Origin of the sequence: Stenotrophomonas sp. SMYL11, from assembly GCF_036320005.1 — a bacterium.
GTDB lineage: Bacteria > Pseudomonadota > Gammaproteobacteria > Xanthomonadales > Xanthomonadaceae > Stenotrophomonas > Stenotrophomonas maltophilia_A.
The window spans coordinates 461310-486251 of record NZ_JAWIRS010000002.1 but is presented as its reverse complement, the minus strand read 5'-3'; the positions used below and the strand labels follow the sequence as shown (position 1 = coordinate 486251).

General features: G+C 65.4%; 11 protein-coding genes. 7 read left to right on the top strand and 4 right to left on the bottom strand.

Annotated elements, in window-relative coordinates; translation table 11 throughout:
- Positions 1 to 76 precede the first annotated feature (76 nt).
- The 3 genes from V3B46_RS06115 (at position 77) to V3B46_RS06105 (ending at position 1367) form a co-directional block, all read left to right on the top strand.
- The gene (locus tag V3B46_RS06115) at positions 77 to 463 is read left to right on the top strand and encodes an SseB family protein (RefSeq protein ID WP_049462191.1); all 387 of its coding nucleotides are present in this window, start codon (positions 77 to 79) and stop codon (positions 461 to 463) included.
- Between the two features lie 134 nt (positions 464 to 597).
- On the top strand, positions 598 to 1062 hold the full coding sequence (locus tag V3B46_RS06110; RefSeq protein ID WP_329891400.1) for a GNAT family N-acetyltransferase: 465 nt from the start codon (positions 598 to 600) through the stop codon (positions 1060 to 1062).
- Entirely contained in the window at positions 1059 to 1367 is a 309-nt protein-coding gene (locus V3B46_RS06105; protein WP_329891399.1) for a hypothetical protein, read from the top strand. Before V3B46_RS06110 ends, V3B46_RS06105 begins: the two co-directional genes overlap by 4 nt.
- Here V3B46_RS06105 and V3B46_RS06100 read toward each other — a convergent pair.
- The 4 genes from V3B46_RS06100 to V3B46_RS06085 all read right to left on the bottom strand — a co-directional run bounded on the left by V3B46_RS06100 (position 1357) and on the right by V3B46_RS06085 (position 7577).
- Positions 1357 to 1737 (bottom strand): hypothetical protein, encoded by a 381-nt coding sequence (locus V3B46_RS06100; protein WP_329891398.1) that lies wholly within the window; start codon positions 1735 to 1737, stop codon positions 1357 to 1359. The two genes, V3B46_RS06105 and V3B46_RS06100, sit on opposite strands and share 11 nt — an antisense overlap.
- A gap of 170 nt (positions 1738 to 1907) precedes the next feature.
- Positions 1908 to 5498 (bottom strand): ABC transporter permease/M1 family aminopeptidase, encoded by a 3591-nt coding sequence (locus V3B46_RS06095; RefSeq protein WP_329891397.1) that lies wholly within the window; start codon positions 5496 to 5498, stop codon positions 1908 to 1910.
- 12 nt (positions 5499 to 5510) lie between these two features.
- Positions 5511 to 6413 (bottom strand): ABC transporter ATP-binding protein, encoded by a 903-nt coding sequence (locus tag V3B46_RS06090; RefSeq protein ID WP_329891396.1) that lies wholly within the window; start codon positions 6411 to 6413, stop codon positions 5511 to 5513.
- Between the two features lie 132 nt (positions 6414 to 6545).
- Entirely contained in the window at positions 6546 to 7577 is a 1032-nt protein-coding gene (locus tag V3B46_RS06085; protein ID WP_032129583.1) for a LacI family DNA-binding transcriptional regulator, read from the bottom strand.
- Positions 7578 to 7790: 213 nt separating this feature from the next.
- Between V3B46_RS06085 and V3B46_RS06080 the strand changes: the two genes are divergently transcribed.
- The 4 genes from V3B46_RS06080 (at position 7791) to V3B46_RS06065 (ending at position 24854) form a co-directional block, all read left to right on the top strand.
- On the top strand, positions 7791 to 9974 hold the full coding sequence (locus V3B46_RS06080) for a type I secretion system permease/ATPase (RefSeq protein WP_329891395.1): 2184 nt from the start codon (positions 7791 to 7793) through the stop codon (positions 9972 to 9974).
- A 30-nt stretch (positions 9975 to 10004) separates the two neighbouring features.
- Entirely contained in the window at positions 10005 to 11399 is a 1395-nt protein-coding gene (locus V3B46_RS06075) for an HlyD family type I secretion periplasmic adaptor subunit (RefSeq protein WP_262228990.1), read from the top strand.
- A 94-nt stretch (positions 11400 to 11493) separates the two neighbouring features.
- The gene (locus V3B46_RS06070; protein ID WP_329891394.1) at positions 11494 to 24303 is read left to right on the top strand and encodes an SPM autocatalytic domain-containing protein; all 12810 of its coding nucleotides are present in this window, start codon (positions 11494 to 11496) and stop codon (positions 24301 to 24303) included.
- Positions 24300 to 24854 (top strand): toxin-activating lysine-acyltransferase, encoded by a 555-nt coding sequence (locus V3B46_RS06065; RefSeq protein WP_132809494.1) that lies wholly within the window; start codon positions 24300 to 24302, stop codon positions 24852 to 24854. The genes V3B46_RS06070 and V3B46_RS06065 overlap by 4 nt, the downstream gene beginning before the upstream one ends.
- Positions 24855 to 24942: the final 88 nt, after the last annotated feature.

Sequence of the window (24942 nt, the reverse complement as noted above, 5' to 3'; positions counted from 1 at the left end):
CCCCCCCCCCCCCCCCCACTACCGGGCTTGGCTGCATCCGGCACAATAGGCACCCCTCACGCCCCACCGTACCGCCATGACCGACCTCGCCCCCCAGACCCCGATCGAAACCCTGCTGAAGGCGGCGATGGACGGGGCGGTGCCGATCCGCGCCTTCATGGAGGCCTTCGTCGCCTCCGAAGTGGTGCTGCTGACCGGCAGCCTGGTCACCCCCGACGGCAGCGGCTTCGACCCGCTGCTGTTCGACAAGCAGGGCACCCTGCACGTTGCCGTGTTCACCGACCCGTCGCGGGTGGGCATCTACAGCCAGCAGGCCGAACACCAGATCCGCTGGCTGATGCTGGACGTGCTGCGCCGCGTGCCGGGTGGCTATGGCGTGGTGATCAATCCGGGCACTTCGCTGGGCTTTGAGATTTCGCCGAGCGGCGTGGGCGAGATCCTGAAGGACTTCGCCCAGGGCTGAGCCGCCGCCTCGTCACTTGTAGCGTCGAGCCATGCTCGGCTGCGCCTGCAATCTGCCAGATCAGTCAACAGCAAGCTTCTCTTCGGCCGCCCGACGTGGTTCCCTCTGGATAACATCGGGAACGAGGCTCTGCCATGGAATTCAGGATGCTTCCGGCTGACGCGCCGGAACGAATGCAACTGGCGCAGTGGTACCACGCGCAATGGGGCCAGGACGCCGGCCTGACACTGGAACAGGAACTGCAGCGGCTCAATCCGCCGCAGGACGCCGAAGGCTTTCCGCACCTGATCGCCGCCTTCGATGGCGGCCAGTTGGTCGGTGCCGTGCAGCTCAAGCGCCGGGAGATGCAGGCCTTCCCGCAGTACGAGCACTGGCTCGGCAGCGTGTTCGTGGCCACCAGCCATCGCGGTTGCGGGCTGGCTAGTGGCCTGGTCGAGCAGGCGGCGGCGCAGGCGGTTCGGATGGGGGTTTCCGATCTCTACCTGCAGACCGAGGCCCTGGACGGCGGGCTGTATGCGCGGCTGGGCTGGAAGCCGCTGCAGGAAGCTGACAACCGCAGCCACCGCGTGCTGGTGATGGTGCGCAGGCTGGCCGCATGAGCGCCCCAACGGCCCGTCATTCCCGCTCTGCACTGATCTTCCTGATCGCGGCCATCGTTGCCGCACTGGTCTCCATGCCCCTGCTGCGCGCGGTGGGCATGGTGCTGTGGCCGGTGTTCGTCATTGCCTGGCTGATCAATCTGGGCGCGGCCTGGCATCTGGCCCAGTGGGCACGCCAGCAGGGCCGTTCCGAGTGGGCCTACGGATTACCGGCCGCGCTCGGTACCGTCGCCTCGATCGTGGTCTATGTGCTGTTGGCGTTGCTGGGGCCGAAGCGCGGGGCTCAGCCGGAAATCACCGGCTGAGTGCTTCGTTCCACTCGTTCCACAGGACACCATTCACGGCGGTGAGCAATGTCTGCTGGACCTCGATCAGTGTGTTGATCTCATCCAACACCGCCTCTAGGTCAGTGATTGAGATCTCGAATCTGGCCGTGCACTGGCTCATGGCATGTGCAAATTCGGTGCCATGCGCTAGCTCGACGGCTTCCTGGAGGACATGAGGGGCGTCGCTGAGGTGGAGCTCCAGACGAACGTCTTCATCGCCCGTAATGAGGACACTGTCCTCGCCCAGCTCCAACTCGAGCTCAAAACCACAGTCGGCCAATACCTCGGCCGCCCAGTTCAGTGATGCGGAAATCCCCTGTGCGTTGAAGTAGATATGGCTGGACGTCATCGAGGCTTCCCAAGAAAATTTTGGGGAGAGTATCGCTCGGTTTTACAGAAATCCTGATGATGCTTGAGTATCCCTGGCCAATCAGGTCGCCAAATGACGTATTTGGACTTAGCAAGTCATTCCAGTCCGCAGTAGTGATGCCAGCCATCTGACCGGCACCACCGCCTGCATCACATCGAGACCTTCTTCCGGTTGTCGTTGCTGACGCGGTCGATCAGCTTGTTGTACGGATCGAACCCGGCCTCGTCCGGCTTTTCGTCCACGGTTACCGTGATCTTCGGCGCGGCACTGGTGATGTGGTGGCGCTGCAGATACAGCACCTTCTGGTCGCGTTCCTTGCCGGAGGGCCCGTTGGCGAACACGCCGATCTCGACCCAGTCATCCATCGTGCCGTCGCTCTCCTTGCCCTTGCCATCGGCGTACTGCTTGGCGGCGTGCAGGTCCAGGGTTACATCGTAGCGACCGTCAGCACGCTTGCGGGCGCTGGCGGCCATCACCCGGTTGTCGTAGAAGCTGATCTTCTCGAACAGGTCGGTGACCAGCTGCTGGCGGTCGGCCGGGGTCTCCGCCCGGATGTAGCCCAGCAGCTCGCGTGAGGTGGTGTACGGCGGCTGCTGGTAACCCTTGTCCTGCAGGAAGCGCTTCAGAGCACGGTTCAGCGCCTGCTCGCCGATTTCCTCGCGCAGCCGGTAGAACACCAGCGAACCCTTCTGGTAGTGGATGTACTGCTGGTTCTCCACGCGCTCCAGCGGCTGTTCTTCGATGGCTTCGCCGCCGCGCCCGGAAAGGTAGCCGTCCAGCTCGCGCTTGAGGAACTGGCGCATGTGCTGGCGGCCGTACTCCTGCTCCATCACCATCAGCGCAGAGTACTGCGACAACGATTCGGAGAGCACCGTCGCGCCCTGCACGTTGGCACCGATCACCTGGTGCGCCCACCACTGGTGCGCGATCTCGTGCGCGGTCACGTAGAACACGTAGTCCACCTTGTCCGGATCGCGCAGGTCGGCGATGAAGCCGATGGCCTCGGAGTAGGGGATGGTATTGGCGAACGACTGCGCGAAGCGCGCATAGCCCGGGAACTCGATGATGCGTACCTGGCGGTGCTGGTAGGGCGTGAAGTTCGCTTCGTAGTAGGCCAGCGACTTCTGCACCGCTTCGATCATCCGGTCCACGTTGTAGCCGTTCGCCGGGTCGAAGTAGACCTCGATCGGGATGTCCTTGTACTTCGCCTTGCGCACCTCCCAGCGTGCCGACAGATAGGCGTAGAAGTTCAGCATCGGCCGATCCATGGCGTAGCTGAAGCAGCGGCGGCCATTCACCTCGGTCTCCTTCTGCAGGTAGCCCGGCGCCAGCGCCACCTGGTCCGGTGCGGTGCAGACCGTGGTGCGGAAATCGAGCCAGTCGGCGTCGTTGGAAATGTAGGTGTTGGCGCGCGCGGCTTCGTCTTCCAGCTTGGGCATGCGCCGCGGCTCACCCAGGCCGCGCTTGCGCCGCTCGTTGCGGTCGCTGATCTCGGCGCCTTCGTTGTAGCCGAACGACGGCAGTACGCGGCTGTTGAAGAACGTGCCGTTCTCGACGATGTTGCTCGGCGCCTGGCCGGCGGTGATGCCATTGGGTTTCTGCACCACCCGGAAGTGGACGTTGCGGCTTTCACCCGGTTGCAGTGGCGCGGCCAGGCGGTAGATGCGGTAGCCAAGGTCGGCGTCGTGCATCGACAAGGTCTGCCCACCCAGGTCAGCCGCGACCAGCTGCTTGTCGTCGCCCATCGAGACATGCACGTCCTGGATCGGCACGGCATGCGTGTTGCGCACCGTCCAGTACGCATCGATCACCATCGACTGCGATTCCGGGAACAGGTCCACGCGGTTGTCCACCGCCACGATGCGAGGCTGCGGCAAAGTGCGGTACTTCGACAGCTCGCGCTCGTAGCGGGCCTGCAGATCCAGCTGCTGGTCGGGCGAGATGAACTCGTTGCGGATGTTGGTGCTCCAGTAGAGCCAGCCGCCCACGCCGATGAAGGCCAAGGCCGCTACTCCAGCGAAGACGCCGGTCGGACCGCGCAGGCGGCGGCCGGCCAGGGCCAGTCGCTGGCGCAGCCCTTGGCTGACGCCACGCACCCAGAATGCTGATGCCAGGCACATCAACGTCAGCAGGAACAGGGCCCAGTAGCCCTGGAACGCCAGCTGCCCGGTCAAAAAGTGGCCGTAGCCGTTCATGTCCGAATAGGGCGCGTTGGGCCAGCTGCCGAAGTTGTACAGGTTCTGCGTGTAGTCGAGCAGGCCGAGCACACCCTGGCCGATCATCACCACGATCAGCAGCGCGTAGCCGACGAACTTGTTGTTGGTGAGCACCTGCAGCACCAGCGCCAGGCCGCCCATCAGGATGTAGACCACCGAATCCAGGGCCAGGCTGCGCAGGTACAGCAGCGGCTCAAGATGCGTGTAGCCCTTGGCCAGCTGCACACCCATCGCCGCCAGCGCGCCGGCGGCCTGGAAGCAGACGATCACCGCCAGCAGTGCAGTGAACTTGGCCAGCAGCGGCACCCAGTTCGGCACCGGCATGGCATCGGTCACTTCATTGATGCGCGCGCTGCGTTCCTTCCAGACCAGCTCACCGGCGAAGAACAGCACGATGATCACCAGCAGCCAGCTGAAGGCGCCCTGCAGGCCCATGATCATCTGCGAGGTGACCGGCCAGATCGAGGTGCCGTACAGGGTCTGCCGGAACAGCGCGCTGGGCAGGAAGTTGGCCAGGCCCAGCACCAGCAGCACGATGAACGGCACGCTGCGCAGGACGCCACGTGTATCGAAGCGGACCTGGCGCAGGAACTGCTGCCACGCCGTGGTGGTAGTGAACGCCGGTACCACGCGCGGCAGCGTTGCGCGGGTGGGGCGGACGGCGCCGGCATCGGCATCGGCAACCGGTTGCGCCTGCCTGCGGCCCCAGCGCCGGCGGCCACTGCCGCTGCGTTCGGTGCGGAACAGCGCGAAGGTGGCGGCGAACAGCGCGGCAGCCACGCCCAACCACAGGGCGCGATTGGCCAGCAGGTAACCGGCCAGCTCGGGAATCCCGTTGTTGCGTTCGGCGGTGGACCAGTAGCGGATCGTGCGGCCCAGTGCGCGCATGCCCAACGGTTCGCTCAGCACCGCGATCCACGTGTTGTCGATGTCGCGCAGCAGGGCCGCGCTGGCGCCGTACAGCACCAGGTAGGCCACCAGGCCGATGTAGACCCACAGGATCGAGCGCGTCAGCGCCGCCAGCAGCGACAGCAGCGCGGTGGTGAACAACAGGTTCGGGATGACGATGACCGCGAACGTCCACGCATAGCCCTGCCAGCTGATCGGGCCCATGCGCTCGGGATCGACCCACGGCATGAACGGCGCCAGCCACAGGCCGAACGCGATCAGGACGTAGACCAGCAGCCCGGCCGCCAGGGCGGCAGCGATGCGCCCGGCCAGGTAATCGCGGCGCTTCACCGGACTGGCGAAGATCAGTTCGGCGGTGCCGAGTTCGAAGTCACGCAACAGCGCGTTGCTGACGAACAGTGCGGTGACCAGCATGCCAAGCAGGGTGAAGATGCCCAGCATCTGCGCGATCACGGTGGGCGCGTTGCTGTGCACGTTGCCAGTGCCGCCACCGATCTGCACGGCGTCGCTGGAGGCGGCGGCGAAGGCGAGCAGGGCGAACAGCCCGGCCAGCAGCCACAGCAGCGGGGAACGCAGCTGCTCGCGCAGCTCGAAGCGGAAGAAGTTGAGGATCATGGCGTGCTCCGCTCAGGCTGCCGCGCGGGCACGGGCCTGCAGGCGCAGGCGCTGGAAGTACACGTCCTCGAGGTCGGGAGCTACGGCCGCAAAGCCGTCGCCGGGGTCGTTGGCGCTGTGCACGTGGATCACCGGGCGACCACCGACCAGGCGGGTCGACAGCACCACGTAGCGCGCTTCGTGGTCGGCCAGTTCAGAAGAATCGACCTGCTTGCGCCAGACCTGGTGCTGCAGGGCGTCGATGGCTTCGGCAGGACGGCCGGTCAGCAGCACCTGGCCCTTGTTCATGATCGCCATCGTCGGGCACAGATCGGTTACGTCCTCGACGATGTGGGTGGACAGGATCACCGCCACGTTCTCGCCGATGGCGGCCAGCAGGTTGAGGAAGCGGTTGCGTTCTTCCGGGTCGAGGCCGGCGGTGGGTTCATCGACGATCACCAGCCGCGGGTCACCCAGCAACGCCTGGGCAATACCGAAGCGCTGGCGCATGCCGCCGGAGTAGGTGCCCAGCTTGCGCTTGCGGGCGTCCCACAGGTTCACCTGCTGCAGCAGTCCATCGACCACCTCGCGGCGCTGCGCGCGCTGGGTCAGGCCCTTGAGCACCGCGAAATGCTCCAGCAGGTCCAGCGCGCTGACTTTCGGGTACACGCCGAAATCCTGCGGCAGGTAGCCCAGCCGGCGGCGCACCGCGTCCTTGTCGCGCAGCACGTCGATCGACGCCTCGCCCGGAATGCTGAGCGTCGCCGTGCCGCTGTCGGCTTCCTGCAGGGTGGACAGCGTGCGCATCAGCGACGACTTGCCGGCGCCGTTCGGGCCGAGCAGGCCGAACATGCCGCGCGGGATGTCCAGGTTGACGTTGTTGAGGGCATGCACGCCGTTGGCGTACGTCTTGGACAGCGAATCGATCTTCAGCATGCGACGTACACCTTTCAATGGGCGATGTCTGCGCGTTATCCGCGCATCAGCCTCCGTGCGCATCCGCCGTTGGTCATGGGGGGAGAATTCCGCCGTCGCACGTTGGGGCGTGGGGCGGTGGCCTGGCAGCGCTTACCCGCGCAGCGACGATTCCCGCACCACCAGCTTCACCGGGATGCTCTGGCTCTCCACCGGTTGCCGGCCGATCAGTGCCAGCAGGCGCTCCACCAGCAGCTGTCCGGCCTGCTTGGTGTCCTGCTGCACGGTGGTCAGCGCCGGGGATACCGAGGCCGCCAGTGGGATGTCGTCGAAGCCGGTCACCGCCACGTCCTGTGGCACCCGCAGGCCAGCCTCGCGGAGCGCGCGCATCGCACCGATGGCGATCAGGTCGCTGGCGGCGCAGATCGCATCGATCGGTTCACCGCGCGCCAGCAGCACCTGGCAGGCCTCCTGGCCGGAAGCCTCGGTGGTGATCGCATCGTGCTGCAGCGCCGGTTCGGCGGCCAGGCCGTGGTCCTGCAGGGCCGCGACATGGCCGCGGTAGCGTTCCTGGAATTCGGGGTAATGGCTGGAGGCATGGCCGAGGAAGGCGATGCGGCGGCAGCCCTGCTGCAACAGGTGGGTGGTGATGTCATGCCCGCCCTGGAAGTTGTCGCTGCCGATCGACACGCCGGGCTGGCCGGGCAGGGCGGCGCCCCAGCGCACGAAGTGCGTGCCCTGTTCGACCAGCCGCTGCAGGCGGTCGCGCGATTCGTGGTAGTCGCCGTAGCCGAGCAGGATGATGCCGTCGGCCTTGTTGCTGTCCTCGTAATCGGCCTGCCAGTCGGTGGACAACTGCTGGAACGAGACCAGCAGGTCCTGCCCGTGCAGGGCGCAGGCGCGGGTGATCGAGCCCAGCATCGAGTGGAAGAACGGGTTGATCAGCGAGTCGTCGTTGGTCGGGTCTTCGAAGAACAGCAGGGCCAGGGTGCCGGCGTTGCGCAGGCGCAGGCTGGAGGCGTTCTTGTCGACCTTGTAGTTCAGTTCGCGGGCGATGCGCAGGATGCGCTCGCGGGTCTCGGCATTGACCATCGGGCTGCCACGGAGCGCCCGCGACACGGTCGGCTGGGAGACCCCGGCCAGGTGGGCGATGTCCAGGGAGGTGGCTTTGCCTTTGATCGTCATGGGAACGGATAGGGAACGTGCAGCGATCATGATGCCATGAGGCTGGCCCTCCGCTTGCAGGCGCGCTCCTGCCTGAATGAACGGGATTGACGTTAAAAAATGTGACCAATTTGTCATTTTTATCTGATTTGCACAAAAGTGCATTCAGCAGATGGACAGCTGCCATGGCATGGCCCTAGAGTCCGCGCACCAGGGGACAACAAGGCAGTTGACGTGGGCAGTAACGGATCAGGGATCGATCTGCAGGAGTCGCTGTGCGTGGACGATGGAGGCGCGCTGGCGTGCTTCGTCGCCCTGTTGGGGTTTCTGGATCGGCCTGCCGACCCCGACCAGCTCCGGCACCAGCTGGGGCACCCCGAAGGCCGTATCGATACACAGGATCTGTTGCGCCTGGCCAAGCGGATGGACGTCAAGGCACGCGTGGTACAGGCGCGGGTTACCGCGCTGCGCGACCATCCGCTGCCCGCCATCGCCTGCCTGGCCGACGGGCGCTATACGCTCGTGCTCAAGGCCGACGCCGAGAACGTGTTGTGCTTCGACGCGGCGGCCGACGGACGCCCGGTCACGCTGTCCCTTGGCGAGTTCTCGCAGGAGTTCGATGGCCGCCTGTTGCTGATGACCACGCGTGAAAGCGTGGCCGGCGGCGTGAGGCGCTTCGATGTCGGTTGGTTCATTCCTGCCTTGGTGAAGTATCGCCGCCTGCTGCGTGACGTGTTGGTAGCCTCGTTCTTCCTGCAGTTGATGGCACTGATCACGCCGCTGTTCTTCCAGGTGGTGATCGACAAGGTACTGGTGCACAAAGGCATCACCACGCTGGAAGTGCTTGCCCTTGGCCTGCTGGTGGTTTCGGTGTTCGAAGTGCTGATGGGCGGACTGCGCACCTACCTGTTCTCGCACACCACCAGCCGCGTTGATGCCGAACTTGGCTCGAAACTTTTCTCCCACCTCACACATCTGCCATTGGCCTATTTCCAGGCGCGCCGGGTGGGCGATTCGGTGGCGCGCGTACGCGAACTGGAGACCATCCGCGAGTTCCTCACCTCCTCGGCGCAGACGGTGGTGCTGGATCTGTTCTTTGCCATCGTGTTCCTGGCCGTGATGTGGCTGTACAGCCCTGCATTGCTGCTGATCGTGCTGATCACGCTGCCGCTGTACGCGGTGGTGGTCATGGTGGTCGGGCCGATGCTGCGGCGTCGCCTGGATGAAAAGTTCGTGCGCGGTGCCGAAAACCAGTCGTTCCTGGTCGAAGCAGTGACCGGTGTGGAGACCATCAAGGCGCTGGCGGTCGAGCCGCAGGCGCAGAACCGCTGGGACAAGCAGCTGGCGGGCTACATCCAGGCCAGCTTCCGCGCCAGCATGCTGGCCAACTGGGGTTCGCAGGCGGTGCAGCTGATCCACAAGCTGGCCACCGTGGCACTGCTGTTCTTCGGTGCGCGGCTGGTGATTGACGGCAAGCTGACCGTCGGCGAACTGGTGGCGTTCAACATGCTTGCCGGGCAGGTTGCGGGGCCGGTGCTGCGCCTGGCGCAGTTGGCGCAGGACTTCCAGCAGGCGCGCATTGCCGTGGAGCGGCTGGGCGACATCCTCAACTCCCCTACCGAACCGGCCAGCTCACCCTCGCGTGCCAGCTTGCCGGCAGTGGATGGCCGCATCGCGCTGGAGCATGTGTCGTTCCGCTATCGGCCTGAGGGGCAGGAAGTGTTGTCGTCGGTCAGTCTGGAGATTGCTCCGGGTGAGATCCTCGGCGTGGTCGGGCCCTCGGGATCCGGCAAGTCGACCCTGACCAAGCTGATCCAGCGCCTGCACACCCCGGAGCGCGGCCGTGTGCTGGTGGATGGCGTCGATCTGTCCATGGTGGATCCGGCGTGGCTGCGCCGGCAGGTCGGTGTGGTGCTGCAGGAGAACCTGCTGTTCAACCGCAGCGTGCGCGAGAACATCGCCATGGCTGACCCGGCCATGCCGATGAGCCGGGTGGTGGAAGTGGCCAAGCTGGCTGGCGCGCACGATTTCATCCTGGAGCTGCCCGAGGCCTACGACACACGCATCGACGAGCGCGGCGGTAACCTCTCCGGCGGCCAACGGCAGCGCTTGGCGATTGCCCGCGCGCTGGCCATCGATCCGAAGATCCTCATCTTCGATGAAGCGACCTCGGCGCTGGATGCGGAGAGCGAGGAAGTCATCCAGGACAACCTCAAGCGGATGTCAGCCGGCCGCACCGTGATCATCATCGCGCATCGTCTGTCGGCGGTACGCCAGGCCAACCGCATCGTGACCCTCGAACGTGGCCGCATCACCGAGACCGGCACGCACGAGGATCTGCTCCGCGCGGGAGGCCGTTACTCACTGCTCTACACCAAACAGATGGGCCTGCCCGCCGTGGCGGCCCCGCTGAACTGACCACCGCGGGCCCAGCCAAGGACAGCACGCATGTTGAAGGGACTGAGGCATCACCTGGGCATCCTGCGCGAGAGCCTGCGCGCGGAGCGTGCGCAGCCGGACCAACGCGACTCGGCGGCGCCGGACTTCCTGCCGGCGGCGCTGGAGATCCTGGAAAAGCCCCCGAACCCGATCGGCCGCACCGTTCTCTGGCTGCTGATCGCCTTTCTCGCCATCGCATTGGTCTGGTCGTGCCTTGGCCGCCTGGACATGGTCGCGGTGGCCGAAGGCAAGGTGATTCCGCGCGGCAACGTGAAGGTGATCCAGGCTGCGGACCAGGGTGTGGTCCGTGCGATCCACGTGGTTGAAGGGCAGTCGGTGAAGGCCGGCACGCCGCTGCTCGAACTGGACCCGACGGTCAGCCATGCCGAAGTCGAGCAGGCGCGCCAGGCGTTGCTGACCGCGCAGATCGATGTGGCACGGGCGCAGGCCGTGGTTGACCACGTCGCCGGCCGGGCCGGTCGCTTCATCGCACCGGAGGGAGCACCTGACAGCATCGTTGCCATCCAGCAGGCACTGGTGGCCGCCAAACAGCGCGAGTTCGATTCCACCGTGGGCGGCTTGCAGCAGGAGCGCAGCCAGCGCGATGGCGAGCACGGCATGATCCTTGCCGAGATCGCCAAGCTGGAAGAGCAGCTGCCGCTGGCCACCGACCAGCTGAACAAGCTGGAGGAGCTGAGCCGCGACAACTATGTGCCGCGACTGCAGGTGGCCGAAGTGAAGGAGCGTGTTGTCGGCATGCGCCAGGACCTGGCGATCCGTCGCGAAGAGCAGCGCAAAGCGACCGCAGCGCAACTGGCGGCCAGCCAGCAGATGAGCAAGAGCCGCAGCGAGTTCGCACGCGAAGCATTGGATGCCCTGACCGAGGCCGAAGCGGCGCGCGCGCTGCGTGGCGAAGAATTGAAGAAGGCCCACGACAAGGCCGGCCACACGGTGCTGCGCGCACCGGTGACCGGCGTGGTGCAGCAGCTGCAGGTGCACACCATCGGCGGTGTGGTGAAGCCGGCCGATGCGCTGATGGTGCTGGTGCCGCATGACGGCGAGCTGGTGGTCGATGCGATGCTGCCCAACCGCGATGCCGGCTTCGTCCGCGACGGGCAGCCGGTGGAGGTGAAGCTGGAGGCCTATCCGTTCACCCGCTACGGTGTGGTGGATGGCGTGGTCGAGACTGTGGGCCGTGATGCGGTGCAGACCGAGAAGGAAGGGTTGCGCTATCCGGCGCGCGTGCGCCTGCTGCGGCCCTGGATCGAAGTGGATGGCCGGCGCCGCGCGCTGGCGCCGGGCCTGGCCGCAACGGCGGAAATCAAGACCGGTGATCGCAGGATCATCGAGTACCTGCTGTCGCCGCTGTCGCGGCGCGTGCAGGAGGCGGGGAGGGAGCGATGAGCCGGCGTAGACCTCAGCCCTGAGTCCAACCACGTTTCTGCCAACCGGCAACGTGCCGAAATTGTTGTTCAACCCAATGGAGTGGAGAACTGACATGAGCGGTCGCACCATCACCCAGGTTCCGAAGCGGTCCATCACCACGATCGTCAGAAGGATGAAGACCGCCAGCGCGAGCGCCTCGATTGGCGACAACGCAGCGCTGATGGCGTCCATTGCCGAGCTCATGCAGTTTGACGAGATGTCGATCCGTGTCGCGCTCGATGGCACCGGCTGGTCGGTGATCTCAGCCTCCGCCGAAGAGAAGAGCGGTTACTTCGGGATGGCGCTCTATCACGACGCGAGCAACTCCTTCATTGTGGCCAACCGGCCAACACAGGCCAACCCGGTGGATTGGCGCGACATCATTACCGATGCCCTGGCCACGCTGCGGATTCCAACGCAGCAGCAGTTGGACGCCATCACATTCGGTCGACAGGCGCTGGCCGATGCCAAGGGGATCGGGCTGAACTTCGGCGATCTGTACTTCCCGGGCTTCTCGTTGGGAACCGCACTCGCGCAGACGCAGATGATGGATCTGTACCTGACCCGCGACAACCTGCCGGTGGGCTTCGATATCAACCGGATGAGTGGCATTGGCAAAGGTTCAGCCGGCTTTGGCGTGGGCAATCCATCCGACAGCCTTGGCATGATCATGGCGATGGTGCACGGCCAGGGAGTGAATACCGCGGCTGCGCAGGCATTCATCCAGGATCACTACACGCACTACGTGCGCCAATCGGACTTCGTGCCGGGTGGTGCGTGGACCGCCGGTGGACGGCTGGGCAATGTGGTGGTGCTGCCGGACCTGTACGTGCTGACCGAGAGTGGGAAGTATGTGATGGTGACAGGCGTGGGGGCCCACAATGGCCCCGCCTATACCCTGTCAATCGAGGCCTACAAGGAACATCAGGTCACCGCACAGGACTACATTGCGGTCATCCGCACCGACGGCACGCTCGCATTCCTGCCCAAGGCGGACAAGGAGCTCATCCTGCCATCGGCTGACTTCATCGGGCAGAGCCAGAGCTATCTGCCCACCGGCTACATCCTGACCATCGCCGAACCGCAGGGCGACGGCGTGAGGATCGTCGGCGAGACGATCAATGGCGACGTCATCGAGATCGTCCGCACCGATCTTGATGGTGACGGGGATTACGACCGCATCGAGCGGGTGCTGCAGGAGAAGACCAGCGGCAGTCGCAACTTCGGCAACAATCGCTTCCTGATCTCCGGCGGCGATGTCAGCGACGAGGACGACTATGTCCAGACCGCGCAGGTGAGGATCGACAGCAACGGAGATGGAAAAGTCGACCAGATCGACAACGTCACCACCCGCGGCAACATCCGCATCGAGGTCAATACCGTCATCGCTGCGGATGGCACGGTGACCACCACCGACGATGTGCTGTATCTGGGTGTGAACATCGGTTCAATCGGTTCAAGCTTCGGCAGCTCGCTCAGTTCGGTACTGTTCGACGACGCCCTGGTCAGCAGCATCGGTTCAATCGTGTTTTCCGCACTGGGCGAGAATCTGGCCGAAGCGCTGGCGCAGCTGAGGGTGACCGAATCGGCGTTCCAGGCATTCGATGCCGCGTTCCAGGATATCGAACTGGATCTGGGCGCCAACGCCACCGGCGTGGTTTCGTCCTATCTGGCCGGTGAGCTCATCCATGCCCTCGGCCTGGAGGGTACGGTGGTCGGAGAGCTGGGCCAGTCTGCGGCGGCGCAGGCGCTGGGGATGATCATCCAGAACATTTCCAACGGCGTACCGGCGCTGAGCAACATCAACCTGGGCAGCTTCAACATCAGCACGGTGGTGGCCACCTGGCTGGGCACCAAGCTGGCCTCCAAGCTGGTGGAGTTCGATACCATCGCAGGGCAGATCGGCGCGTCGCTGGGGGCGTCCATCGGTGCCATGATTGGCGCCGCCAGCGCGGGCTCCAGTGCGGCGATGGGGATGCGGTTCGGGTCCATGGCCGGGCCGGTCGGCGCGGTCATCGGTGCGTTCGTCGGCTACATTTTCGGCGGCGTGATCGGATCGATGTTCGGGGGCAAACCGCGTTCCGGCGCCGAGGTGACCTGGGACCAGGCCTCGGGCAAGTTCGCCATCAGCGGCGTCTGGCAGCGCTCGGGTGCCACCCCGATGGCGGCCATCAGTTTCGCGCAGACAGTCAGCGGAACGCTGAACAACGTACTGGAGCTGGCAGGTTCACGCCTGATCGATCCCGCGTCGGTGGTGGCCGGTGGATACGGAACCCACGGCAAGGATTTCGTCTATCGGCGCAACGGGACGGTGGTCTTCAAGACGCGCGATGCCGCCGAGGTGATCGGCTACGGCTCCCTGGCGGCACTGCGTTCGCTGGTGCCACAGATGGCAGGCGGTGACATCTACATCAAACGGACCCTGTCCAACGGCCTGGCGACCACCCGTCCACAGGACTTCGATTCAACGCAGCTGGTGGGCGATCTGTCCGTGGCCCTGGACTATGGCCGCTACATGGCCGATCCCAGCGTGGTCAACGCCCTGCTGTCGACCGGATCGGCCGATGGGTTCGCCGCAGGCTGGGCCATTACCTTCGCACGTGCCCGCGAGCTGGGACTGCACCGGCGCGCCGCCAGCGACTGGACGGGCGGTTTCTCGGTGCTGATGGATGAGATCCTCGATGGCACCGTGGACGGCATCGGTATCGGGCCAGCCAATCTCTACATGGCACTCGACGGCAAGGAGCGCACGTTCACGGTGATGGCCGGTGATGAGCGCGCCGGAACGATACGCGACAGCATCGAAACCTCGATGAAGGATGAAATCGCCGGCAGCAGCGGGGCGGACCAGATCTCGCTGGAAGGCAATGTGCTGGCCGCTTCGGCAGCGCTCAAGGTCAACGGCGCGGCGATGAATGGCAGCCACAAGGTGGACGTGGCCGCGATCATCGATGCAGGCGACGGCGACGATATCGTCCGCGGCGGCGATCTTGGCAATGATCTGCTCGGCGGGTCCGGCAATGACACGCTGGTCGGCGGACGCCTGGATGACTGGCTGCTCGGGCAGGACGGTGACGATGTCCTGTTCGCCGGCGCGGTTTCCAACATCACCTTTGCGGCCGGCGATGCCGCAGCGGAGGCCGCGGCGATCGCCGTCAACGGCGGCAACGGCAATCTGCTGCGCGGCGGCGCAGGCAACGATCGCCTCTATGGTGGCCGTGGCGCGGACTGGCTTGAAGGCGGTGCCGGCGTCGACCGGATCCTGGGCGGCGACGGCGCCGACATCATCAGCGGTGGTGCCGGTGACGACCGCTTCGGAAATGGCGCCGCGCTGTTCGGCGGCGGTGGCTCGGACCAGTACCTGTTCGGATTCGGCGATGGCCGCGATGTGATCTTCGACGAGGCGGACGGCGCGTCGGTGGCCAACAAGGGCGGTGACTCGCTGGCCTGGCGCATCCGCCAGATGGAGCAGGGGCTGCTGGCACGTGGCTGGGCAGGCGGCGGCGACTACCTTGCCGACGGTACGGTCCGTGGCGGCGAGGATGCGATCGTGTTCAGCGCCGGTGTTGCGTTCGAGAACCTGCGCATGCGCAGGGACGGCAACAACCTGGTGATCTCGCTGGTGTTCATCGATTCGGCCGGCCGTGCCAAAACCACCAGCGACGAGCTGGTGATCAGCGACTGGTTCGAGACGACCCACCGGGTGGAGTGGCTGCGGTTTGCCAATGGTGAGGAGGTCCGCATTGGTGACATGACGTCCTACATCATCGGCAGCGCCGGATCGGACGTCATCCTCGGTACCTATGGCGCCGACTTCATCTATGGCGGTGACGGCAATGACGAGATCCGTGGGCTGGCCGGCAATGACTTCGGCATTGGCGGGGCCGGCGACGATTTCGTTGCCGGCGACGGCGACCAGGACTGGGTGATGGGCGGCTCCGGCAACGACCAGGTGCTCGGTGGCGACGGCAACGACACCGTGTTCGGCGACGGTGGCAACGACCGTGTATATGGTGGTTCCGGCTCGGATCTGGTCGTCGGTGGACGCGGCAACGACGAGGTCGTGGGCGGCGAAGGCGATGATGTGTTCCGTTATCAGCGTGGCGATGGCGAAGACATTCTTCTTGATGACTACGTCGACAACTGGGATCTGGTGTGGGAGAAGGGCAGCTACGTCAACGGCTACGTGCGCAACGCCGATGGCACGGTCAGCAAGGACGGCGTGGTGTACTTCAATGGCGCCAGCTGGATCAGCCACAACGACTGGAACGACGAGGCACAGGTACTGCGCCGCCACATGGGCGCGCTGGATGGCGTGATCGCGCGCAACGCCGGCGTTGATTCACTGGAGTTCGGTGCGGGCATCGACGTCCAGGACATCCTGCTGCAGCAGATCGACAACGATCTGCGCCTGACCGTGGGCCGTGATGGCGACGCGGGCCGTCTGTCGCAGTCCACAGACACGCTGACGATCAAGGACTGGTACGCGCTGGGCGGCTCCATCGAGAACATGGTGTTCGCCGCCACCGGTCGCCTGGGCGTTGCCGCGATGACGCTGCTGGGCGGCAGTGATGGCAACGACACCATCAGTGGAACGTCCGGCAAGGACTGGCTGACCGGCAACGGTGGTGACGATGTCATCGACGGCGGGGCTGGCGATGATCTGCTCAACGGCAATGAAGGATCGGACCTGCTCAAGGGCGGTGCCGGTGCGGACATCCTCTACGGCGGGAGCGGCGACGACACGCTGGAAGGGGGCAGCGACGCCGATCTGCTGTTTGGCGGGTTGGGCACCGACATCGCATCCTATGCCGGCAGCAGCGCGGTTGTTGCCTATCTTGGCAACACCGTCGGCAATACCAGCCATGCCAAGGGCGACGTGTATGAGGGCATTGAGGGCCTTGCCGGCGGAAGCGGTGCCGACCGCCTGGGCGGTGATGCCTCCGACAACATCCTGCGCGGTGGCGGCGGCAACGATCTGCTGCGTGGTGGAGCGGGCGACGACGTGTATGAGTACAACGTCGGCGACGGTGACGACCAGATCATGGACGCGGCGTTCGATCTGGAGGAAGTGGTCGGCGCGGACGGCCAGGTATCCGGCGCGTACCTGGCATCGTGGGATTACCTGGGCGAGAGCGCGGGGCGGCATGCGTACCGGCTGACCCTGACCAACCGCATCAGCGGAGAGGTGGCCTACCGCAGTTTCGATCAGGTCGATTTCCTGTTCTCGCAGCAGCAGGCCACGATCCCGCCGGCTTCGGCCTGGAACTACGGGGTGGGGCGCCTGCAGGGAACGACCTGGCGCAACACCGCCAACGGCATGCAGCTGCTGCGTGAGGCGCCGCGCCAGGACGCGTCGGGCGACGACCTGTTGTCGTTCGGAAAGGGCATCAGCCTGTCCAATCTGCGCCTGCGCATTGTCGGCGGCGAGAACCAGTTGGACGTGGTCGCGGCCCAGAATGGATCGGTGAAGATCGGCAGTGACGGCAACCCGCAGATCAGCGTGGAGCGCATGCAGCTCAACGATGGCCTCACCGTTGAACTGCGCAATCTCCGCCAGCTCGCGCAGGGGGGCACGGCCGATGACGATCTGATCCTGGGCGGTACGGCGGCCGACGTCATCAACGGAGGGGCGGGTGAGGATGTCCTTTCCGGAAGCGACGGCAACGACACGCTGAGCGGTGGCGATGGCGATGACACGCTGGAGGGCGGTGCTGGCGCGGACGTGCTGGACGGCGGCAGTGACCGCGTGAGCCTGGGGCAGGCGATCCAGCCTGGGCAGGCCTACGGAGACACGATCCGCTACGCCTCATCCAGCGCGGCGCTGGTTGCCGATCTTGCCACCGGTTCGTTGTTCGGCGGGCACGCCACCGGTGACAGCATCGTGCTGAATGGGGGTGTCAGCTCGGTCGAGAACGTGGTGGGAACCGCTGACTTTGGTGACACGATCAGTGGCGACGCGCGTGCCAACCGGCTGCTCGGGTTGGGCGGCAACGACTGGCTGGACGGCCGGGCGGGCGACGACGTGCTCGTTGGCGGAGACGGCAACGATACGCTGATGGGAGGCGACGGCGACGATGCGCTGTCCGGCGATGACGGTGATGATCGTCTGGATGGCGGTGCCGGCAAGGACATACTGGCCGGCGGCACCGGCGCCGATGAGCTGTATGGCGGCCTGGGCAACGATCAGATCAGCGGTGACGCGGGCGACGACAAGGCCTGGGGCGGAGACGGTGACGACACGCTGGGCGGGCAGGAGGGCGCGGATCAGTTGTACGGCGAGGCCGGCGATGATGCCCTGTCCGGCGGCGCAGGCGACGACCTGCTGGAAGGCGGAGACGGCAACGACACGTTGTCCGGCGACGGTGGTGACGACCTGATGCGCGGTGGTGCGGGCGACGACACCTATGTTGTCGCCGGTCATGACGGAGCGGATCGGATCGAAGATTCGCTCGGTCGCAACCGGCTGGTGTTGCAGGACGCCGGTCCGGAATCGGTCTGGTTGCAGCGCAGTGGCGACGACCTGGTGGTGAGCGTGCTGGGCGGTGGATCGAGCGTTACGATCGCCGGCTACTACACCGGGGCAGGACGCCTGCGGGAGATCGCAACAACGGCGGGCTCGCTGTTCCTGGCCCATGCCGAACCGCTGATCCAGGCCATGGCGCAGCTCTCCACGGAGGTGCCGGCCGTCCTGCCGGCCGCCATCGCGGCGCAGCTGACGCGCTACTGGCATCCCACCGGCAAGGCCGGCCCGCAGCTGGCCAACCAGTCGCTGTCGACTGACGAAGACGTGGTACTGGTGGGCAACGTCAATGCCGTCGACCATGACGACAACATCTCCGGCTACGCCGTGCTGCAGGGGCCGACGATGGGCAGCGTTGCACTCGACGCGGCCACCGGTGCCTGGGTCTACACCCCCGCAGCCGATCGCCACGGCACCGACCGCTTCGTGGTCAGGGTCACCGATGCCGACGGCAATACCGCCGACCAGGTGGTGGACCTGGTGGTGCGTTCGGTCAATGACGTGCCCAGCGACATCCTCGCCCCGGGTCCGCTGGCGGTGGACGAGAACGCCGCCAACAACCTGTCGCTGGGCCGTTTCGGCCATGTCGACCGGGACGGCGCAGAGGACACCGCCACCTTCACCCTGATCAATGACGGCGGTGGCCGTTTCAAGATGGCGGCCGATGGCACGCTCAGCGTCCGCGATGGCACCAAGCTGGACTATGAGACCGGCAGCGCGCACACCATCCGCGTACGCGTGACCGACGGCGCCGGCGCGTGGTTCGAAAAGGACTTCACGATCGACGTGCGCAACATCAACGAAGCACCGTTCACGCCGACTCGCCCGCCGAACACCGCACCGGTTCTGGCCGGCGAGAAGACCGGGGCCGGCGCGGTGGTGGGCACCTTCGTGATCGGCGATCCCGACACCACGACGCCGACCCTGCAGCTGGTGACCAACCCGGGCGGCCTGTTGGAGGTGGTGGGCAACCAGGTGCGCGTGCGTTCGGGCGTTGTGATCGACTTCGAGGCGTTGGCCACAGCGCAGGGCGCGACGCTGGTCGACCTGGATGGCGATGGCATCAAGGAAGTGCTGCTGACCGCCAGTGTCAGGGCATTCGACGGCGAGCTGGCCTCGGCCGGGACCCTCAGCTTCACCTATGCCATCGAAGACGAAAACGAAGCACCGACCGCGGTGGCATTCGCGGCCACAACCACCAGCTTCAACGAAACCGATCGGGTGGCCACTGGCACAGCGCTGCCCGCGATCCTGCTGGGCACGCTGTCGGCCACCGATCCGGACACCGTGGCGGGCAGCGACTTTGCCACCATGGCCTACAGCGTTTCGGACAGCCGTTTCGAGATCGTCAACGGCAACCAGCTGCGCCTGAAGGCGGGCGCGATCGTCGACTATGAAGCGGGAAGTACGGTGACGGTGACCGTCACGGCAACCGATCGTGGCGGCGCTGGACTGAGTGTCAGCAAGCAGCTGGTGTTCACGGTCGTCAACCGTGACGACTATCTGTATGGCACCGCAGCCGGCGAAACGCTGGTCGGCCAGGCCAACCGCGACGTGATCCAGGGGTTGGGCGGCAACGACACCATCAACGGTGGCGGTGGCAATGACGATCTGTACGGTGGCGATGGCGATGACACCCTGCGCGGTGACGCCGGCGACGACAAACTGTGGGGCGAGCTCGGTCGCGATACCCTGTACGGTGGCGCCGGCATCGACGAACTGCGTGGCGGTGACGGCGATGACACCCTGTTCGGCGAAGACGGCGATGACCGTCTGTATGGCGATGCCGGCAACGACATTCTCGATGGCGGTGCCGGCAACGATCTGCTGGAAGGTGGCATCGGCAATGACACGCTGAAGGGCGGCCTCGGCAACGACATCCTGCGCGGTGGTGATGGCGATGACGTACTTGATGGTGGCGCCGGTGCCGACACACTGTCCGGTGGTGGCGGTGTCGATACACTGACCTACGCATCGGTAACCGCCGGCGTGGTGCTGAACCTGGCGACGGGAACCCATGGCGGTGCAGCAGCCGGTGACGTGCTTGAGGATGCGTTCGAGCGGATCATCGGCAGTGCATTCAACGACACCATCACCGGTAGCGCGGGTGATGACTACATCGAGGGCGGTGCCGGCAATGACACGCTCTACGGTGGGGCCGGCAATGACACGCTCTATGGTGGTGACGGTGATGATCTGCTGGATGCGCAGGCCGGCAACGATACGCTGTATGGTGGCGCCGGCAGCGACATCCTGATCGGTGGTGATGACAGTGACGTCTATCTGATCGATCGCGATTCGGGTGCGGATGAGATCCGCAATTACGATTCCAGTGGCGACGACATCGACGTCATCGGCTACCGCGACATCAGTCGGAATGATCTGTGGTTCAGCCGCACCGGCGATGATCTGGTGATCTCGGTGATCGGTACCAGCGTGGTGACCACGATCAAGGGCTGGTACACCACGACCAGCGCCAATGATCGCGCCAACTACAAGATCGATTTCATCCTGGCCGGCGAGCATGCCAGCAGTACCATCAATGCCGAGGCGCTGGTCACGCTGATGGCCGGCCGGACCAAGCCCGCCACCGTAGCCGCTTACCAGGCCCTGCATGCTGACGCGTCCTTCGAGAACCAATGGCGGCACCACTGGGATGGCAACGGTCTGCCCTCGGTCAGCGTCGTGGCGGACCAGTCGATCAACGAAGAGGGACAGGTTGCCGTGCAGTTCACCGTGGGCGATGACCTGACCCCCGCATCCGGTGTGACCGTACAGGCGTTCGTACTGGACGCTACCGACCTCAGTTCCACTGTGGCCTGGATGAACGCGCCGACCATCACCGCCGGTGCCAACGGCGAGCGGACGGTGACCCTGGTGCCGAAGGGCAATGCCAGCGGACGGGTGGCGATCAAGCTGGTCGCCACCGATGCGGGTGGCCTGGTGACCGAGCGGGTGTTCTTCCTCGACGTGAAACCGGTGGTCGATGCGCCGGTGATCAGCCGCGCGGTGCAGGTCGGTACGACCCTCGATGGTGGCACGCTGGCCCTGGATGTGCAGGCTGCGTTGTCCGATACCGATGGTTCGGAGACCCTGGAGATCCGCATCTCCAACCTTCCGACCGGGCTGACCCTGAACAAGGGAACGAACCTGGGCAACGGCGTGTGGTCGCTGACGCCGGCGCAGCTGGCCGGCCTGGCGCTGGTCGGCCCGGCCACGTGGTCGGCCGACCTGACCGGCACTGCGGCGCTGACCGTGACCGCCATCGCCAAGGAGACCGCCACCGGCCTGACCAGCAGCAAGACGCAGACCCTGTCGGTCACCATCAACGCGCGTCCGACCGACATCACGGTCGACCGCGCGTTGAGCACGGTCGAATCCACGGCGGATGCGCCGCTGGCCAATGGCACGGTGCTGGGCAACTTCGCCCGCGTCGACGCGGACAACGATGGCTTCACCTTCAGCCTGACCGACAATGCCGGTGGTCGCTTTGCGATTTCCGCGGCGGGCGTGCTGACGGTGGCCAATGCCAGCCTGCTCGACTACGAGACCAACACGTCGCATCAGATCGTGGTACGCGTGACCGACGCCGGTGGACTCACCCGCGACAAGACCTTCACCGTGGCGGTGACCAACGTCGATGAAGCTCCGGCGATACCGACCGTGTCCAGCCAGCCGGTGGCCATCGCTGCCGAGAATGCCGCGTTGGGCGGCGTGGTGATTGCCAACCTGTCCTCCAGCGGCGGCAATGGCAGCTACAGCTATGTGCTGGAGGGAGACTCGCGCGGCTGGTTCATCCTGGTCGGCAACCAGCTGAAATTCCGCGATGGCCTGGTGCTGGACTTCGAGGCGCTGAAGGCCGCCGGCATGACCCTGAGCGATGCCGACAGCGATGGCCGACAGGAGGTGGTGTACTCGGTGTCGGTGAAGGCCGTATCAGGTGGGTTGACCTCGGCCGGCGCGCGCACCATCACCGTGCGCCTGGAGGACGTCAACGACGCGCCCCATGGCATCACTGCCGACCGCACGCTCAGCATCGCCGAGAACTCGGGCAACGGTACCGAGGTCGGCAAGTTCAGTGGCCAGGACCAGGATGCGACCGACGGCCTGACCTTCACCCTGGTCAACAATGCCGGGGGCCGCTTTGCCATCACCGCTGCCGGTGTGCTGAGCGTCGCCAATGGCGGGCTGCTGGACTACGAGGCCACCACGTCGCATGCAATCACGGTGCGGGTGACCGACAGCCACGGCGCGACCCGCGACCAGGTGTTCCAGGTGGGGGTGTCCAACGTCAACGAAGCACCGCGCACGCCCGATGTCGTGCAGCACGTGGCGCTCACCGCCGAGAACACCGGCGTGTCGGGGCAGGTGGTGGCGACCTTGTCTTCGTCCGATCCGGACGGCACCGCGCCCTCGTACCAGATCATCAACGATCCGTTTGCCTGGTTCGTCATTTCCGGCAACCAGCTCAAGTACAACGTCAGCAGCTTCGATTTCGAAGCGGTTGCACCGTACCTGCAGTTGATCGACGGCGATGGAGATGGCCAGCTGGAGGCGTACTACAACGTCACCGTTCGTGCGACGGATGGAGCGCTGGTGTCGGGCAATCGCGAAATCACGGTGCGCATCGAAGACGTCAACGAAGCGCCGACAACCTGGGGCCAGAGCCTGACGCTGGCCGAATCGGCGCCGGGTGCGGGTCAGACCGTATTCCAGTTCACCAATTGGTCCGACCCGGACAGCCAGTGGTACAACCGCGACCACCGGTTTGCCATCACCGGTGGTGCCAGCAACCTGTTCGGCATCAATGCCACCACGGGTCAGATTGCGCTGCACGGGCAGCTGGATTATGAGACCGCGCAGAGCCACCAGATCCAGGTGACGGTCACCGATCGTGGCGGCCTGTCCAGCAGCACCTGGGTGACGATCAACGTGCAGAACGTCAACGAACGGCCGACGCTCGTGACGTGGCAGGATGGGAATTTCTATCAGGTGCTCTCAGCGAGTGACCAAGAGGACTTCTACGCCATCATTCACGTCACCAGTGCAGTGGAGATTGTTAGCGTTACCGGCCAGTACTGGGATACCTACTCGGGTGACACCTACACCTATGACAACGGAACCACGACGCGCGGTATATCGGGGAGCGGGTTCCTGACTCAGTACGGGGGCAACATCTTCGACTCGCGCATTGTTGCGCGTGGTGGGCGCAGAACGGAAACTTCCGGTGACTGGGGCGATCCACGTGGAAGTGGGGCGGGATACTTCCAGGAGACCTACTACGACACCTGGTATGAGATCGTCGTCCAGTCGGTGGATAGCACTGGCCTGTGGAGTGATCCGCTGAAATTCGTCGTCAACGAGTGGGGCGCACGCCTCGGTCCGGTCGTACTTGACCTGGATGGCGACGGCGTGGAGACCGTGGGCTGGGCGCAGAGCGCCACGCGCTTTGACATGGACGGTGATGGCGTGCGTGATCTGACCGGTTGGGTCGGGCCGCACGACGGTCTACTGGTGCTCGACCGCAACCGCAACGGCACGATCGATTCCGGCGCCGAAATCTCGTTCACGATGGATCTGGAGGGGGCGCATTCCGACCTCGAAGGTCTGGCTGCCTATGACAGCAATGGTGATCGGCGTCTGGATGCCAATGACGTCCGCTTCGGAGAGTTCCAGGTCTGGCGTGACGCCAACCGCGATGGCATCAGCCAGGCGGGTGAGCTGTTGACGTTGCAGCAGGCCGGCGTGGCGTCGATCAACCTCGATGCGCGCCGTACCGGGCAGATGCCGGGTACATCGGTGGACAACGCCACCTATGCCAACGGTCAGTACACCCGTACCGATGGCACACAGGCGGCCCTGTCGGACATGTTCTTTGCTTTCGGCGAGCGCGATGAGGAGGGCAACGGTGACGGCCTGAACCTGAATGCTGGCGCCGGCAAGGGCGGACGCGACCTGGGCAGCGGTGATGCCGCCTCCGGCCGGGTCAACCGTCGAGGCGGCGATCCACGCTTCGCGCCTGCAGCTGACCTGCCGCAGGCCCCGGTGGCGCAAGCAGTGACGGAACCGGGGGATCGTTTCGGTGGCGTTGAGCCCACAGCCGCCGAGCGGATGCAGCAATCGGCTCGTTCGGAACATCGTGCTCCCATCGACGAAAGCATTCCCTCCGGCCCGGCATCACAGCGCTCAGCCTTGCATGACAATCTGGCGCTGGCACAGAAGAAGCGGTTCCAGATGATCGAAGCGATGTCCACGTTCGACGCCCAGCCCTATGCCCAGGGCATCAGCACAGCGGCGCGCGATCCGGCCACCATGGAACTGTTGACCGCCATTCCCGACTACAGGATTTCCCGTTCATGATCACGTCCACGACCGCCACCGCCACCACCACCACCGACGGGGCGCCGCGTACCGTTGCCGAGGCCCTCGGCCAGATCGTCTGGCTGCTTTCACAGTCGCCGCTGCACCGTGAGATGCAGTTGAAGGACCTCGAATGGTCATTCATGCCGCCGCTGCTGAAGGAGCAGTTCCGGGTGTTCCGTTTCGGCACCCTGCCGCCGTTGCCGGGCATGCAGGAGGCCGGTGCGGCCTTCGCCGGGGTGACCCAGCAGGCGCTGGAACAGTTGCCGCTTGGAGTTGCAATCTGGGCCAATTTGTCAGAGGAGGCCGAGCGCAAGCTGGAAGCCGGCGAGCGGCTGGAACTGGACGACTGGAACAGCGGCGATCGCCTGTGGCTGATCGAGTTCATCACCCCCTTCGCCCAGCCCGGCAACGGCCTGGCCGAGGCCATGCTGGGCGATCTGCTGACCGGGCCGTTTGCGGGGCGCAGCTTGTCCATGCACCGGACCGATCCGGCCACCGGCCGGCGTGACAAGGTGACCCTGGGCGGCGTGCCGTCGCAGGCGGCCTGATCCGGGAGAGGTGAACGTCCGCCCCGGTCGCCACGCTGGCGGTCGGGGGAGTAGAGGCAAGCCCGGTGGGCCGGGGCTCGATGATAGA

Coding starts and splice junctions, on each gene's coding strand:
- V3B46_RS06065 (WP_132809494.1), top strand. CDS start 24,300: ATGATCACGTCCACGACCGCCACCGCCACCACCACCACCGACGGGGCG.
- V3B46_RS06110 (WP_329891400.1), top strand. CDS start 598: ATGGAATTCAGGATGCTTCCGGCTGACGCGCCGGAACGAATGCAACTG.
- V3B46_RS06100 (WP_329891398.1), bottom strand. CDS start 1,737: ATGACGTCCAGCCATATCTACTTCAACGCACAGGGGATTTCCGCATCA.
- V3B46_RS06105 (WP_329891399.1), top strand. CDS start 1,059: ATGAGCGCCCCAACGGCCCGTCATTCCCGCTCTGCACTGATCTTCCTG.
- V3B46_RS06115 (WP_049462191.1), top strand. CDS start 77: ATGACCGACCTCGCCCCCCAGACCCCGATCGAAACCCTGCTGAAGGCG.
- V3B46_RS06090 (WP_329891396.1), bottom strand. CDS start 6,413: ATGCTGAAGATCGATTCGCTGTCCAAGACGTACGCCAACGGCGTGCAT.
- V3B46_RS06075 (WP_262228990.1), top strand. CDS start 10,005: ATGTTGAAGGGACTGAGGCATCACCTGGGCATCCTGCGCGAGAGCCTG.
- V3B46_RS06085 (WP_032129583.1), bottom strand. CDS start 7,577: ATGACGATCAAAGGCAAAGCCACCTCCCTGGACATCGCCCACCTGGCC.
- V3B46_RS06070 (WP_329891394.1), top strand. CDS start 11,494: ATGAGCGGTCGCACCATCACCCAGGTTCCGAAGCGGTCCATCACCACG.
- V3B46_RS06095 (WP_329891397.1), bottom strand. CDS start 5,498: ATGATCCTCAACTTCTTCCGCTTCGAGCTGCGCGAGCAGCTGCGTTCC.